Here is a 15,551-nt window from a genome sequence, read left to right on the forward strand (position 1 = left end):
AATCACCCTGGTCAGACCTCGTGAGTGGTTAGGCGCGTTCTAACCCGCGTAACCACTCACGAGGTCTAGCCATCATGGCCGCGCTTCTATTTCGTCACGAACTAAACAACACTGGCCGTAGTCCGAACCACTGTCCGCGCCGGGTTTGTCTTGTCACGAACCAATCCCCGCGCCCGAAGTTGGGTGTCTCACGAAAATGACAGAAGTCTGTCCGATTCGTTACGCCGTTTGGCCCTTAACTTTTGTCTGCAGAATGCATAAGTTGCATGGGATCGACACGAAAGAACACCGGACCCGTCGAACTGAGGCCAGACAACAACATCGGCAGCCGTCCATGCAAGCGCGGCATGGATGGTTTTACCGATTGCTGGGGATGAGCGAGCCGCCACGCTGAGGTCGCGGCGTGCCGCCATGCCCTCGTAGCGCTGTCGAAGACGCTTCGAGGACCGTTCGGATTTTTGGCCGCTGACCCGAATGGAGAAGGATGGACAAGCACGCCCAGACCGGCTGGTTGAGCAAGCTCGTCACCCGCCGCTCTGTGCTCGCGACAAGCACCGTCGGGCTGGCCGTTCCGGCCGCCATGACGTTGGGTACCGGTGCTTCGGGTGTGCACACCGCCCAGGCGCAGACCGGCGTCGTCAAGAAGATCACGATGTACGTCGAGGACCTGCCCGGTGGTCTGCTCGGCTACGGTCTCGAGCCAGGCAAGGCCTCGATTCCCGGCCCCCTGCTGGAGATCTACGAGGGCGACACGCTGGAGATCACGCTCGTCAACCGGACCACCCAGCGGGTGTCCATCCACCCGCACGGCGTGGACTACTCCGTCGAGTCGGATGGCAGTCCCCTCAACGCTTCCTTCAACGGCCCGGGTGAGACCCGCGTGTACACCTGGCGTTCACGCGAGATGACGTCCGCGGGCGTCGGACGGCTCTTCACGCCGGGCAGCGCGGGCTACTGGCACTACCACGATCACGCCAACGGCACCGACCACGGCACGGGTGGCCTGGCGAAGGGCCTGTACGGCGGCCTGATCGTGCGGCGGCGAGGCGACGCGTTGCCAGTCAAGACCTTCGTGGCCGTGCTGAACGACACCATGATCAACCACAAGAAGGCACCGAACACGCCGATGTTCGAGTGCAATCTCGGTGAGCGGGTCGAGTGGCTTGCCATTGGTCACGCCAACTCGCTGCACACGTTCCACCTGCACGCACACCGCTGGGCGGACAACCGGACCGGTTACCTCGAGGGACCGGCCGACCCCAGCGCGATCATCGACATCAAGGACCTCAACCCGGGTACGTCGTTCGGGTTCCAGGTCATCGCGGGCCAGGGCGTCGGGCCCGGCGCGTGGATGTACCACTGCCATGTCCAGAGCCACTCCGACACGGGCATGGCCGGGATCTTCCTCGTCCGCAACGCCGACGGCAGCATGCCGCCAGGCGCGCAGGAGGCGATCGACCGGTTCCACGGCCACGTACACGCCGCCGGGCCAGCAGTCGACGTGCCGCCGCCGGCGAGCACTGAGGGGCACAGTCACAACTGACGCTGGCAACAACTAGGACCTCCTGGCCTGCCTACGACAAAGGAGTTAGGGATGGGGCGACGGTTCACAGCCGGTCGATTTCGCAGGAGAACAGGGAGACAAGCCTTATTGGTGCTGACCGCCACCGCGGCCATGGTCGGCGGCACCCTGACCACGGCCGCGGCAGCACCGCAGCAGGCACCAGCCGCTGCCGTCGCGGACAGCCCGATCAAGGTTCTTGTGTTCCACGGCCCATTGGCCGATCAGCAGGACCCGGTGGCCAAGGCGGCCGCCACTTTCCAGGAACTCGGCGCGGCCAACGGGGTCGGAGTCGACACGACCTCGGACCCCGCCGCGTTCACCGCGGAGAACCTCGCCAACTACCGCGGTGTGGTGTTCCTGTCCGCGGAGAAGGCGACGCTCACGCGTGACCAGGAAGGCGCGCTGCAGGCCTTTGTCAAGGCAGGCAACGGCTTCTTCGGCATCGGCGACGCCGCCAAGGCGCAGGCCGAGTCGAGCTGGTTCACCGGCCTGATCGGCACCCGCCCGGTCGGCGCCGTCTCCACCCCTGAGGCCGTCGGCACGGTCACCGCGAGCGCGGAGAACCCGCCGAACGAGACCAAGGAAAAGGCCGCGGACAACGATCCGCAGACCAAGTGGCTGACTTTCGCGACGACCGGCTGGATCGCCTACCAGCTGCCCGCGGCCAAGGCGGTCAACCGGTACACGCTCACGTCCGCCAACGACTTCCCCGGCCGTGACCCGAAGGACTGGACGCTGGAAGGTTCCAACGACGGAACCAACTGGACCACGGTCGACACGCGGACCAACCAGACCTTCGACGCACGCTTCCAGACCAGGCTGTTCACGATCGCCTCGCCGGTGTCCTACAGCCGCTACCGGCTCAACGTCACGGCCAACGGCGGCGAGCCGATCATCCAGCTGGCCGGTCTGACCCTGTTCGCGGGTGACCCGGCGCCCCCGCCAACGCCCGGCATCAACCAGGCTGTCGTGAACATCCTCGACAGCAGGCACCCTGCCACCAAGGGCCTGCCGCAGAACATCACGCGGTCGGACCGTTGGTACAACTGGGATCCCAACCCGGTCGGCGCCGTGCACACGGTCGCGCAGGTCGAGGAATGGCGCTACAACCCGGGTCCCGGCGCGAACGGGCCGTTCCACCCGGTGTCGTGGTGCCGTGACTACGACGGTGGCCGTTCCTTCTACACCGGCATGGGCCACACCGAGGGCAGCTACAGCGAGCCCGCGTTCCGTAGCCATCTGACCGGTGCTCTCAAGTGGACGACCGGCATCGTGCGTGGCGACTGCCAGGCCACCATCGCCGCGAACTACAAGATCGAGCGGCTGACCGCCCAGAACCAGACAGGTCAGCTCGACCAGATCGGTGAGTCGCACGGCATCACTGCCGCTCAGGACGGCACGATGTTCTACGTCGGCAAGGCGGCCTGCCCGAGCGGCCCGATCGCCAGCTGGGACAACCCGAACGTCGGCCTCGGCTGTGGCACGATCCACCAGTTCAAACCGGACACCAACCAGGTCAAGCTGCTGGCCACGTTGCCGGTGATGGGCAACAGGGGCAGCGGCACCGAGCTGACGAAGAACGAGGAGGGTCTCCTCGGCATCGTCACCGATCCGAAGTTCACCGAGAACGGCTGGATCTACGTCTACTGGATGCCGCACGACACCGTCGACCGGGAAAAGCGGATCGGCAAGCGGACGGTCTCGCGGCTGACCTACGACCGGGCCGCGCAGACGATCGACCTGTCCTCGCGCAAGGATCTGCTGCAGTGGGAAGTCCAGCAGCACAGCTGCTGCCACGCCGGTGGTGGCATGGCGTTCGACGCCAAGGGCAACCTGTACGTCGGTTCCGGTGACAGCAACTCGTCCGAGGCTTCCTCCGGCGGTTACTCCGGCAACAACTGGACCGCGGACTACCAGGGGCTGTCCTTCCAGGACGCTCGCCGGACGGCCGGTAACACCAACGACCTGAACGGCAAGATCATCCGCATCCACCCGGAGGCGGACGGCACGTACACCATCCCGCAGGGCAACCTGTTCCCGCCGGGTACCGACAAGACCCGCGCGGAGATCTACGTGATGGGCGTGCGGAACATCTCGCGCCTGCAGATCGACCCGGTCACGCAGTGGCTGACCGCCGCGTGGGTCGGTCCGGACGCGCCTTCGCCCAACCCGGAGCTCGGCCCGGCCAAGTACGAGACCGCCACAATCATCACCGAGGCGGGCAACCACGGCTGGCCGTACTGCATGGGCAACAAGCAGCCGTACCGCGACCGCAGCAACACCGACGCGAGCGTGTTGACCGGTTGGTACGACTGCAACGCGCCGAAGAACAACTCGCCGCGCAACACGGGTCTTGTCGACCTGCCGCCGGTGAAGAACAACATGATCTGGTATTCGCCGGACGGCGGCGGCGCGGTCTTCCCCGCCCGGACGGACGGCAGTGGCATCCCCACGTACAACAAGGCGGACGCCATCTACACCCAGCCGTACCTCAAGGGTGGCAACCAGGCCGTCATGACCGGCCCGACCTACCACCGTGAGCTGGTCGACACCAACAGCGGCCGGGCGTGGCCGGAGTACTGGAACAACAAGTGGTTCATCGGTGACCAGGGCAACGACCAGAACCGCATCGCGGTGACGGTCGACCCGGCCGGCGTGGCGACCGCACAGCCTCCGGTGTTCGCGGAGTCGCTGCGGGCGATCGTTCCGGGTGGCCCAGGAAACCTGCAGCTGCAGCAGTGGATGGACGCGAAGTTCGGCACGGACGGCGCGCTCTACGTGCTGGACTACGGCGGCGGGTTCTTCAGCCTGACCCGTAACCAGAAACTGCTGCGGATCAGCTACCAGGGTGGTGCGCCAACGCCACGGCCTGCCGCGACTTCCGTCGCCGTGCAGAACAAGCCGCTGACCGTCGGGTTCTCCGGGTCCAAGTCCGGTGGCGTGTCCTACCGCTGGGACTTCGGTGACGGCACGCAGTCGACCGAGGCCAACCCGCGTCACACCTACGCCCGCGTCGGTAACTACAACGCGAAGCTGACGGTGACCTACGCGGACGGCGAGACCCAGGTTGTGCCGGTGGCTGTGAACGTCGGCTGCGCGGTGCCGGACAGTCGCGGCACAGTGTTCATGGGCGACTCGGACTCCGGCGTTGCCAACAAGCAGGTCGGCAGTGGCTGCACGATCAACGACCTGATCGACGACGAGAGCCCGTGGTCCGACCACGCCGCCTTCGTCCGGCACGTCGAGGCGGTCGCCGCGCAGCTGCAACGCGACGGCGTGCTCAACGCCAGGGACAGCTCGGCACTGACCAGGACCGCGGCGGGGTCGAACGTCGGCACCGCGGCGAACACCGGGTACGAGCCGATCTTCGACGGCACCGAGGCGTCGCTGAAGGGCTGGACGCAGGCGCCTGGCGGGTCGTTCTCGATCCAGCCGGACGGTTCACTGCGCTCGGCAGGCGGGCTCGGCATGCTGTGGTACTCGCAGAAGCAGTTCGGCAACTTCTCGGTGAAGCTCCAGTTCCGGGATTCCTCGCCGGGTGACACCCGTGCCAACAGCGGTCTGTTCACCAGGTTCCCGGATCCGCGGATTCCGCTGGAGCAGCGTCCGCCAGGCAGCTGTGGCACGGTCGGCTCCGCTCGTACTTCGCCTGCCTGGGTCGCGATCTACTGCGGCCAGGAAGTCCAGATCTACGACGGCGAGACCGGTGAGCCGCAGAAGACCGGGTCGATCTACAACTTCGACCCGATCGCACTGCCGGGTGCCGGTGCCACTCCGAAGGGCGTCTGGAACGACTACGAGGTCAAGGTTGTCGGACAGCACTACACGATCATCCGCAACGGCAAGGTGATCAACGAGTTCGACAACACGCCGGGCAAGCAGTCGTCAAGAGCCGGTGACCCGCCGACGGATCTGCGCCAGTTCCTCAGTGGACACCTTGGTCTGCAGAACCACGGCAACGCCGACGTGATCGATTTCCGCAACATCCGAGTGCGGTCGCTCTAGCGACCACGACCGGCCGGTGCGCCATCCCCTCGGCGCACCGGCCGGTTCCGGCGCACTCATGGAAGGTGCAGTATGTTTCGACGCTTGATCGCTGGGGTGGCCGGCGCGTTGATGGCGACATCGATCGTCGTTGCCGTTCCAGCCTCCGCATTGCCCGCCCCGCCACCGGTTCCCGCACCCGCACCTTCGCCCGCGCCCGTTGCCGCGCAGGCCCAGGAGCAAGTGCTGGAATGGACAACGGACGACGACCGAACGCGATACTTGACCGCGCCGTCCGGTGCGGTCGCCGGTCCAGCGAAGTTCGTCTTCGTGAACGCTTCGCCCAAAAGCGCGACGCCGCACACACTCACGTTCGACACAGACACGCCTGGCTACAACCATGACGTGACCACCAACGTCTACCTGGACCCGTTCGATCCCGAAGCCAACGGCAGGTGGGAGGGAACGGTCACCCTCACGCCCGGCAAGTACCGGTACTTCTGTGCACTGCCTGGGCACGTCATGAGTGGTGAATTCACCGTCACCTCCGGCGAACCGGACACCACGCCGCCGGTGGTCAACGCGACGGTCACCGGAACCAAGGACACGAACGGCAACTACGTCGGCAAGGCGACCGTGGCCGTCAGCGCCTCGGACAACCAGTCCGGCGTGAAAACGGTCGAGTACCAGATCGACGACCAGAGCTGGCTGCCGTACACGCAGCCGTTCGACGTGACGGCGATCGGCGACCACTCCGTGCAGTACCGCGCGACGGACAACGCGGGCAACGTCTCGCCGACTGGTTCGCAACAGTTCAGAGTCGTCGAGACGCCGCCGGACTCCACTCCCCCGACGGTCAACGCTACCGTTGCCGGTGACAAGGACCCGCAGGGCAACTACATCAACAAGGCCACTGTCACCATCACCGCAACCGACGCGCAGTCGGGCGTGAAGTCCATTGAGTACAAGGTGGACAATGGCAACTGGACTCCGTACACGGTCCCGGTCGAGGTGACCGGCGCCGGTATGCGCATGGTTTCCTACCGTGCCACGGACAACGCGAACAACGTGTCGCCGGAAGGCATGGCGCACATCGTGATCGTGGCACCGCGGGACACCACGCCGCCGACCGTGAATGCCACGGTTGCCGGTGACAAGGACCCGCAGGGCAACTACATCAACAAGGCCACTGTCACAGTCACTGCTACGGACGCTGGCGGTATCAAGTCCACTGAATACAAACTGGACTCCGGCGCCTGGACCGCGTACACGGCGCCTGTCGAGGTGTCCACTGTGGGCGCACACACCGTCGCCTACCGGGCCACGGACAACGCCAACAACGTCTCGCCGGAGGGCAGCGTCAACTTCACCGTTGCGCCGCCGAGGGACACCACTGCCCCGACGACAAACGCGACAGTCGCCGGTGATCGTGATCCCAACGGCAACTACATCGGCAAAGCGACCGTCACGGTCACCGCGACGGACGCCTCGGGCATCCGGTCGACTGAGTACAAATTGGACTCGGGCGCCTGGACTGCTTACACCACACCGGTCGAGGTGACCGCCGTCGGAGCCCACACGCTCTCCTACCGGGCGACGGACAACGCGGGCAACGTCGCGGCGGAGAAGTCGGTGAACTTCACGGTCGCCGGGCCGCCGGACACGACTCCGCCGACCGTGAACGCGGCGGTTGCCGGTGACAAGGACCCGAACGGCAACTACATCGGCAAGGCCACGGTGACCATCACCGCGACTGACGCCTCCGGCATCAAGTCCACCGAGTACAAGTTGGACAGTGGAAACTGGACTGCGTACACGACACCCGTCGAGGTGACCGGTGCCGGTGCGCACACAGTTGCCTATCGCGCCACGGACAACGCGAACAACGTGTCACCGGAAGGCACGGCGATCTTCACGATCATCACGCCTCCGGACACTACGGCGCCTGCCATTGACGCGACCGTCACCGGCCCGAAGGATCCAAACGGGAACTTCATCGGCAGCGCATCAGTAACCGTCACCGCCTCAGATGCGCAGTCCGGCGTGAAGCTGATCGAGTACTCATTGGACAACGGTGCCTGGCAGCAGTACCTGAACACCGTCCAGGTCACGGCCAAGGGCGCACACACCGTCAAGTACCGGGCCAGTGACAACGCGGGCAACGCGGCACCGGAGAAGGCGGTGGCCTTCACGGTGGTCGAGCAGGGATCGGATGCCTGCCCGAACTCCGACACACGGGAAACCGTGATCATCAAGCAGGACAACACCGGTGTGGCCAATGTGGACACCGGGAACGGCTGCACCGTCAGCGATCTCGTGGACCAGAACCGCAGCTGGCCGAGCCACGGGGAATTCGTCAGGCACGTCGACACGGTGACCAGCGAGCTGGTGACCCGTGGCGTGCTGTCCCGCCGGGACGCAGGCACGATCGTGCGCGCGGCCTCGCGATCCGACATCGGCAACTAGTTCCTTTCAACGCAGCAGGGAGAAACGAAGATGGCTAGACGGACCGCATCAGCGCTCGCGACCCTGAGCGCACTGGCGACCGCGTCCGTGATGATGGCCGCGCCGGCGAACGCCGATCTGGTCATGTACTGCGTCGGGACGGGCGGTGCCGTGACGGTGCCGAGCGACCTCTATGTTCCGCCGGGCGAGTCCTGCTCCCTGCAGGGCACGACCATCACCGGCAACGTCAAGATCGCCAAGGACGCCAACCTGGTGATCAAGGGCGGCACCATCAACGGCGAGGTCCAGGTGGCCGCGAACGGCTACTTCGACTCGGTCGACACCAGGGTCGACGGAGACGTGACCCTGGCAACCGGCGGCTTCGGCATGTTCCTGCGCAACACCGACACCGGCCGGATCGTGACGCAGCCGAAGGGCTCACAGCAGATCGAAGGCTTCCTGTTCGTGGAAGCCGGCTCGAAGGTCGACGGAAACATCAACGCCCAGGTCGGCGAAGTCAGCGTGGCCGACAGTGAAGTGACCGGCAACGTCAGCTCGACCGGCGCGTACTTCACGGACGTGCAGAACACCTTCGTCGACGGAACCCTGTCGGTGCTCAACAACGCGAACGGCAGCGTGGTCTGCGGTTCAGCGGTGCAGGGCAAGGCAACGTTCGCCGGAAACCAGGGCGGGGTGCAGCTCGGCCCGAACGGCGGCCTGGACTCGTGTGCGACCGGTGGTTACTTCGCGAGGGATGTCAGCATCTCGAACACCGCTGGTCGTTCAACGTTGGATGACAACATCATCCAAGGGCAGCTGCAGCTGACCGCGAACAACCCGGTGACCGAGGTCGCCGCGAACAACAAGATCCGCGGTGGCATCTCCGGCGAGTCGGCGTCCCCGACGGCTTCTCGCGGTTTGGCGGCGGCTGAGCGGGATGGCACTGCCGCTGAGCGCGCTGCCGCCCGTCTGGCCGCAGCCAACGACGCAGCTGCCGCCAAGGGCAAAGCGCGTCTCTGAAAGACCCTCGTGAGTGGTTATTCGTGTTCTAGCACGGATAACCACTCACGAGCTTTTCTGGGCCAGGCTGTGAAAGGCTGGGCCGTGTGGACCGATCGTTCGACACGCCAGAACTCCGGGCGTTCCTGGAATCACTGAGTTGGGGCGAACTTCTTTCTGGGACCGTGGCGGCGATCGAACGGTTCGGCGTGTTCGTCGCGTTGGACAGAGGACCCGAACATCCGCTCTTTCCTGGAGTTGGTTTCATCGCCATTCCTGAGCTCTCATGGCGACGCTTCGCGGCAGCTACCGAGATCGTTCAGGTTGGGAAGCGTGTCACCTGCGCGTTCCTTCAGTTCGACACATGGAATATGGAAGCCCGGCTGTCGCTGCGAGCGACCCACCCGGATCCGTTCAAGCTGTTCGCTGATCGCGTTGCGGTAGGCGACGAGCTCAGTGGCCGGATCACCGTGGTGGTGCCGTTTGGTGTCTTCGTTCGAGTCGCTGATGGCGTCGAAGGACTCATCCACCAGCCCAACCCCACGTCGATGATGCCCGGCGACGAGCTCTCGGTCGTCGTCACTGGCGTCGACCGAGAGCGCCGCCAACTGGCACTACGCAAGTCCGAGTAGGGACACCATCAGTGGCAGTCCAATGAGGATCAGGATCGCACCGAGGATGTCGAACGAGATCCCGGACCGGATCATCCGGGTGATCGACACCGCACCGGAGCCGTAAACCACAGCGTTCTGTGGCGTGGACACCGGCAGCATGAACCCGAACGAAGCCGCGGAAGTCGCAGCCAGTGCGGGAATGAACGGATTCGCCCCCGCGGCAACGGCAATGGGGATGATGATCGGCACGACAACGGAAGCCGACGCCGTATTGCTCGTCGTCTCCGACACGATCACGGCAAGCAGCACCGCGAAGATCGTGATCGTCACCGTGCTCGATCCGCCATGATCGCCTCCCATCCACGCTGGGTAGATGGTTCAAGAGGGTGGCACAGTGTCCCGATACCCGAAACACCGCCGGGCAATGCGCGGGTTCGTGGCCGTGGCGTTGAAGAATGTGGGCTTGTGATCAGCGTTCCGAAGGTCCTCGAGCAGCAGCTGCGCACGGCGGATTCCTTGCTTGGCAAGGTCTTGTCCCTGGACTACGCAGTCCACGTACACGAGGTCTGTCACGAGGAGTTGACGCCGGAGCAGCAGGACCTGTCGGCGATCTACCTGCGTACGGCCAAGGCGCTGTTCGATGGCGAGGCGAGCATGACCGCGCTTGCCGATGCGAGTTCCGCACACGCCAAAATCAGGATTTCCGGGAGCCGCCTGGCCGAGGAGATCATGTGGGTCGGCGTTCTGGCAGTCTCCGTCTGCTGGCAGCGGGAGTTGGTGCGGGAGGGATTGAGCCGCGGTGAGCTGAAGAATGTCACCGTCAAGACGGTCGCTGCCGAGGCGCAGAACGTTGTCCGGTTGTTCTCCGGGGCGCGGGAGGCGACCTGGCAGTTGGTTCATTTGCTTGAAACCGCCGACCGGGTGGATCCACAGGTGCTCGTCAATCTCATCGACGAGGTGTCCGCGGAGCAAGCCGCGTTCCTCAAGGTGGAGTATGCCAAGCATGCGTTGGCACGACACCCGGATGCTCGTTATTTCCTAGCGGTGCTTGACGATCCTGATCGGTTGCCGCTGGCCGTCGTCGCCAGGCAGGCTCAGCACATGATGGGCCCGGCGGAGGCCATCTGGCAGCTGATCACGCTGGTGGTCTCCATCGAGCAGTAGGAACGTCCGCAGTGGCCGCGCATCCGGTCCACCAATTCAACTATTGCGTTCCGCGCATCCATTCGCATCTTTCGCAGGCGTTTCCGCACGCTCCGCGCGGCGCACAATGGGCGTTCGGTCACCTCTTCGTTTTGTTCCATGCCAGCCAGTCTGCTCCCGTTCGGGCATAGGCCCACAGTACACGATTAGGTGATGCCATTGACGCAAGAACACCCACTAACTTATCGCAGTCATCTCCCGATTTGGCGGGATTCAATGGCGAATCCAGAAATGGGATTTCCACATTACCCGAGAGAATAGAGTCATGGCAGGCCTCACCCCGGAACCCAACTATTACGGCAGACAACTCCAGCGCGAGGTGAAAAGACTCCGCGAACAGGCCAGGCTTACCCAGGAGGAGGCTGGCGAGCTCGTCCACATGGAGTTCAAGAAACTCAGCCGGATCGAGCGCCGCCAGCTGCCGACCTACCACGAACTGGTCATGCTTCTCGACGCGTACGGCGTCTTGGCCTGCGACTACGGGCCATACATCGAACTGTGGGAGTTGGCGAAGCAGCGCCCGTGGTGGCGCGACTTCCACCTCGAGGACACGCGCTACGTCCGGATGGAGGATGAGGCGGACACCAAATACGAGTTCCAGCTCGGGCATATTCCAACCCTGTTGCAGACCGAGGAATACGCCGAGCTGTCCATCAACGCAAGCAAACGCTCGGTCAGGAAGTTCACCGACCTGCGGATGCGTCAGCAGGAGCGCCTCACCAGCGATCCTCGGCTGCAATTGCAGGCGCTGATCCACGCGCCGGTACTACACCAGGGGGTGAATCGGGAGCAGATGAATCTCCTCATCGAGAGAGCCGAATTGCCGAACGTGACAATTCAGATCGTGCCGCAACGAAATACTCTACATGACGGCCTGCACGGCTCCGTGATTTTGTTGTCCTTCGACGACCTCAACGAGCCGGACGCGGCTTTCTCCGAAACCCTGGTCGGCCTGCAGGAGACACAGGATCCGGAACGCACGGCAACCATCCGGCACGCGCTCGACCGCATCAGCGAGCAGGCGATGAGCCCGGAGGAAACCCTGGCGTGCCTGAAATCGGCGAGGCCCGCGCTCTGACCAGAGTGCTCCGTCCGGCCCTTGTGGACCCCTGAACAGCGCATTACTGTCCGCGACACAGTGATCACCTGGAGGAACCTGTGCGCGGTCGGCATCGGGGCCCAGTCGCTGGGGCCATGGTTATCGCTTTGATAGCAACGTTTTCATCGCCACCAGGGCACGCCGCTCCGGCACGGACGCAGGCTGAGGCGATCATCCTGCTCACGGGTGATCGGGTTTTCCTTTCAGGACAAGGAACTCCCCGATACCTTCAGCCCGCGCCCGGCCGGGAGCGGCACAACTTCTCGGTGTACCAGTCAAAGGGACATACCTACGTCGTCCCTGCCGACGCGATGCCGTTGCTGGCCAAGGGTGTGCTCGACGAGCGCCTTTTCGACGTGACCGAGCTGCGGCTGAATGGCCACGTCAAGGGCACGGTCCCGGTGATCGTGCAGTACGAAGCCGGGCGCAGGCCACTGACCGCGCAGGTCACAAAACTATTGCCGAGCATCGACGCGGTCGCCCTCAAAACCCGGGGCTCCGACGTGTGGGAGACCGCGAAATCCGGCAGTGCCAAGAAAGTCTGGCTGGACGCCACCCGCAAGGCCACGCTTGATCAGAGTGTCCGGCAGATCGGCGCCCCCGCGGCGTGGCAAGCCGCATACACCGGCAAGGGCATAAAGGTCGCGGTGCTGGACACGGGCGTCGACCAGACACACCCGGACCTGGCCACACAGGAGATCGCCGAGAAAAACTTCTCCAGTTCACGCGACAACGTCGACCGGTACGGCCATGGCACCCATGTGGCATCGATCGTCGCGGGGACCGGCGCCAAGTCGGGAGGGAAATATCGTGGTGTGGCGCCGGATGCCAAGATCCTGGACGTCAAAGTGCTCGGGGACAACGGTTCCGGCACGGACTCCGGAATCATCGCGGGCATGCAGTGGGCGGCCGAGCAAGGCGCCGATGTGATCAACATGAGCCTCGGCTCCTTCGACGGCCCAGAGGTCGACCCGCTCGAAGAGGCCGTGAACACGTTGTCCGCCAAGTACGGCACGCTGTTCGTGATCGCGGCGGGCAACTTCGGGCCTGGCGACGGCACAATCGATTCGCCGGGCAGTGCCGATGCGGCATTGACGGTCGGCGCGGTCGATCGTGCCAACAAGATCGCTGATTTCTCCGGCCGTGGCCCCCGTGACGGCGGCGGCATGATCAAGCCGGACATCACAGCCCCTGGCGTGGACATCATGGCCGCGCTACACGCGGCTGGGCGGATAGGTGAGCCGATCGTCGACGGATACACAGCGCTGTCGGGCACATCGATGGCCGCGCCACACGTGGCGGGCGCGGCTGCTTTGCTTGCACAGCAACATCCTTCGCTGAGCGGCAGCCAACTCAAGGCGCGCCTGGTCGGGTCGAGCACGCCGACTCCAGGCCTGACGCCGTTCGAGCAAGGCGCCGGAAGAGTTGATTCGGCGGCAGCGTTGAAGCAGACCGTGGACGCCCGGCCGACCAGTGCGAGCTTCGGCCAACACCGCTGGCCGCACAGCAATCAACCCGCGGTGACCAAGGAAATCACGTACACCAACGATAGCTCTGAGCCAGTCACGCTTGACCTGACAATGGAAACCAACGCACCGGCGAACCTGTTCACGATATCACCGGCACAGCTTGTGGTTCCCGCCCGCTCCAAGGCAACCGCGGTCGCAGCGGCGGACATCCGCAACGTTCCCGATGGCGGCCAGTTCGGTGGCGCGATCGTGGCAACCGGTGGCGGACAACAAGTACGGACCGCGATCGAGGTCGAGCTCGAAGTCGAGAGTTACGATCTGACGCTGAACGCGATCGCCCGCAGCGGAGAACACGCGGACTTCGCATCGGCCTACCTGATCAATGTGGACACTGGCGACCGGATCTTCCCCGAAGCCACTGTGGACGGCAAGCTTGTCCAACGGTTACCAAGGGGACGCTACATCCTGTCCGGTTCCGTGCTCGGACACGATCCGTACACGCATGACGTGCTGAACTATCCGGACCTCACAATCACCGGGCCCGCGACGATCGATCTGGACGCACGACTGACCAAACCGGTATCGATCACCCTCCCCACCGAGAAGCCAGTCACGTTGTCGTTGCTGCAGACCGGATTCGAACGTAAGACCGAAAAGGACAGTTTCAAGGTCTCGAACCTGTCATTGGGCGGCGACATCGACCACATCGGACTCGCGCAACTCGGGCCAGATTCCGACGAGATACTCGGCCAGCTCAGTACAAGTTGGACAGTCGAGAACGACTTCTACGGCCTGGCCTGGTACACAAAGGGCAGTTTCCCCTCAGGCATCACCAAAGAAGTTCAACCGAGCGAGCTCGCAACCGTGAAGGTCGACGCGGGACCGCTGTTGCCCGGCCAGTCCGCACTGATCGGCGCGACGTCCTCGCCGCGAGACCAAGGCAACTGGGGCCTTGGCGCCCTTGGTACCTTCGCCCCGCCCGGAATCCGCACCGAGTATTACGGTGGTGAGAACGCGGACTGGGCGCGTCGGATGACCGTGTCGGACAGCAACGGTTATCAGGGTGGAGTGGACGGTCCACTCAGGACATACGTCCCCGGCAAAGCGTACACAGAGTCGTTCTACCGTGGCGTTTTCGGTCCGTCCTTCTCGGACAACAGGACAGACCCATGGGTTCAGCAACGCGGCGATTCGTTGATCGCCCACGTCCCACTTTTCGGTGACGGCGCAGGCAACGCCGGATTCTCGACGGCCTCAGAGGCCACGACGAAACTGTATCGCGACGGGGAACTGATGGCCGAAAGCCCGGATACCGGGTTCGTACGCATGGTCGTCCCGCGAGGATCAGCCAAGTACCAGCTCACCGCGGAAGCCACCCGCGCGGGTTACAGCAAGTCAACGCATGTGGCCGCGTCGTGGACCTTCACCTCCGACCACAGTTCGGGTATCACGGCGTTGCCCGTGTCGGCGATCCGGTACACGCCGAAGCTCGACGCGTCGGACAAGGCCAAAACCGGAATCCTGTTCGCGGTACCGATCCAGGCGCAGCCCCAGGCCGCAACAACGTCCAAACCTCGGCTGACGTCGACTGAGGTCTCCTACGACCGCGGCGCGACCTGGCAGCAAGCCGCGCTGTTCGGCGACTTCCTGCTGCTGTACCACCCGCCGGGCGCTGCCTCGGTGTCGTTCCGCGCCAGCGCGGCCGACGACGCGGGCAACAAGGTCGAGCAGACGATCATTGACGCCTACCTGTTGGTTTGACGGCAGTTCCCTGGGCGACCGCGCACAGCTCATCATCGGAGTAGACGTCACACCGGCAGGTCGCCCGGGAACCGCTGGACTGAACCACCCTCGCCTCCGCGCGCAGCGTGCGCCCACCAGCAGGCCGGACATAGTCGATCGAAAAACCGGCGGTGAGCAGAGCCGGTCCCAGCACAGAGCCCGCGGCGAAAGTGAGCGTGTTGTCCGCCGCGTAGGCCACAACGCCCCCGTGCAAGTAACCGTTTTGCTGGCGAAGGTCGTCCCGTGCGTCGATCTCGATGACCGCCTCCCCTGAACCGAACGCCATCAGCCGCGCGCCGACCAGCACACTGAACGGTTGGCCCGCCAAACCCTTCCGCGCGTCGTCGAAATTCATCCCATCCCCTCACTTCACTACTGAAGTGAGGATGTGC

At 64.4% G+C, this 15,551-nt stretch carries 10 protein-coding genes; 8 read left to right on the plus strand and 2 right to left on the minus strand.

Translation table 11 applies throughout. From position 1 onward, the window contains the following. Positions 1-484: 484 nt before the first annotated feature. From LWC34_RS15315 to LWC34_RS15335, 5 genes are all read left to right on the plus strand, one after another. A complete protein-coding gene (locus LWC34_RS15315) occupies positions 485-1,543 on the plus strand; it encodes a multicopper oxidase domain-containing protein (protein ID WP_233725727.1) in 1,059 nt (352 codons plus the stop codon). Between the two features lie 51 nt (positions 1,544-1,594). Next, positions 1,595-5,569, plus strand: coding sequence for a ThuA domain-containing protein (locus tag LWC34_RS15320; protein WP_233725728.1), 3,975 nt, complete (start codon positions 1,595-1,597; stop codon positions 5,567-5,569). Positions 5,570-5,641: 72 nt separating this feature from the next. Then, a complete protein-coding gene (locus LWC34_RS15325) occupies positions 5,642-8,014 on the plus strand; it encodes an OmpL47-type beta-barrel domain-containing protein (RefSeq protein WP_233725729.1) in 2,373 nt (790 codons plus the stop codon). Positions 8,015-8,044: 30 nt separating this feature from the next. Further along, positions 8,045-9,013 (plus strand): hypothetical protein, encoded by a 969-nt coding sequence (locus LWC34_RS15330; protein ID WP_233725730.1) that lies wholly within the window; start codon positions 8,045-8,047, stop codon positions 9,011-9,013. An 86-nt stretch (positions 9,014-9,099) separates the two neighbouring features. Next, entirely contained in the window at positions 9,100-9,624 is a 525-nt protein-coding gene (locus LWC34_RS15335) for a S1 RNA-binding domain-containing protein (protein ID WP_233725731.1), read from the plus strand. On the opposite strand, the gene LWC34_RS15340 is transcribed toward LWC34_RS15335, so the two are convergent. Next, positions 9,607-9,966 (minus strand): anion permease, encoded by a 360-nt coding sequence (locus tag LWC34_RS15340; protein WP_233725732.1) that lies wholly within the window; start codon positions 9,964-9,966, stop codon positions 9,607-9,609. The genes LWC34_RS15335 and LWC34_RS15340 overlap by 18 nt on opposite strands. 105 nt (positions 9,967-10,071) lie before the next feature. Between LWC34_RS15340 and LWC34_RS15345 the strand changes: the two genes are divergently transcribed. The 3 genes from LWC34_RS15345 (at position 10,072) to LWC34_RS15355 (ending at position 15,138) form a co-directional block, all read left to right on the plus strand. Further along, positions 10,072-10,770, plus strand: a complete 699-nt coding sequence (locus LWC34_RS15345; RefSeq protein WP_233725733.1) for a hypothetical protein — start codon at positions 10,072-10,074, stop codon at positions 10,768-10,770. A 304-nt stretch (positions 10,771-11,074) separates the two neighbouring features. Continuing rightward, a complete protein-coding gene (locus LWC34_RS15350) occupies positions 11,075-11,887 on the plus strand; it encodes a helix-turn-helix domain-containing protein (RefSeq protein ID WP_233725734.1) in 813 nt (270 codons plus the stop codon). A gap of 128 nt (positions 11,888-12,015) precedes the next feature. Next, entirely contained in the window at positions 12,016-15,138 is a 3,123-nt protein-coding gene (locus LWC34_RS15355; RefSeq protein WP_233725735.1) for a S8 family serine peptidase, read from the plus strand. On the opposite strand, the gene LWC34_RS15360 is transcribed toward LWC34_RS15355, so the two are convergent. Then, entirely contained in the window at positions 15,113-15,514 is a 402-nt protein-coding gene (locus LWC34_RS15360) for a PaaI family thioesterase (RefSeq protein WP_233725736.1), read from the minus strand. The two genes, LWC34_RS15355 and LWC34_RS15360, sit on opposite strands and share 26 nt — an antisense overlap. Positions 15,515-15,551: the final 37 nt, after the last annotated feature.

Origin of the sequence: Kibdelosporangium philippinense, from assembly GCF_021390435.2 — a bacterium.
GTDB lineage: Bacteria > Actinomycetota > Actinomycetes > Mycobacteriales > Pseudonocardiaceae > Kibdelosporangium > Kibdelosporangium philippinense.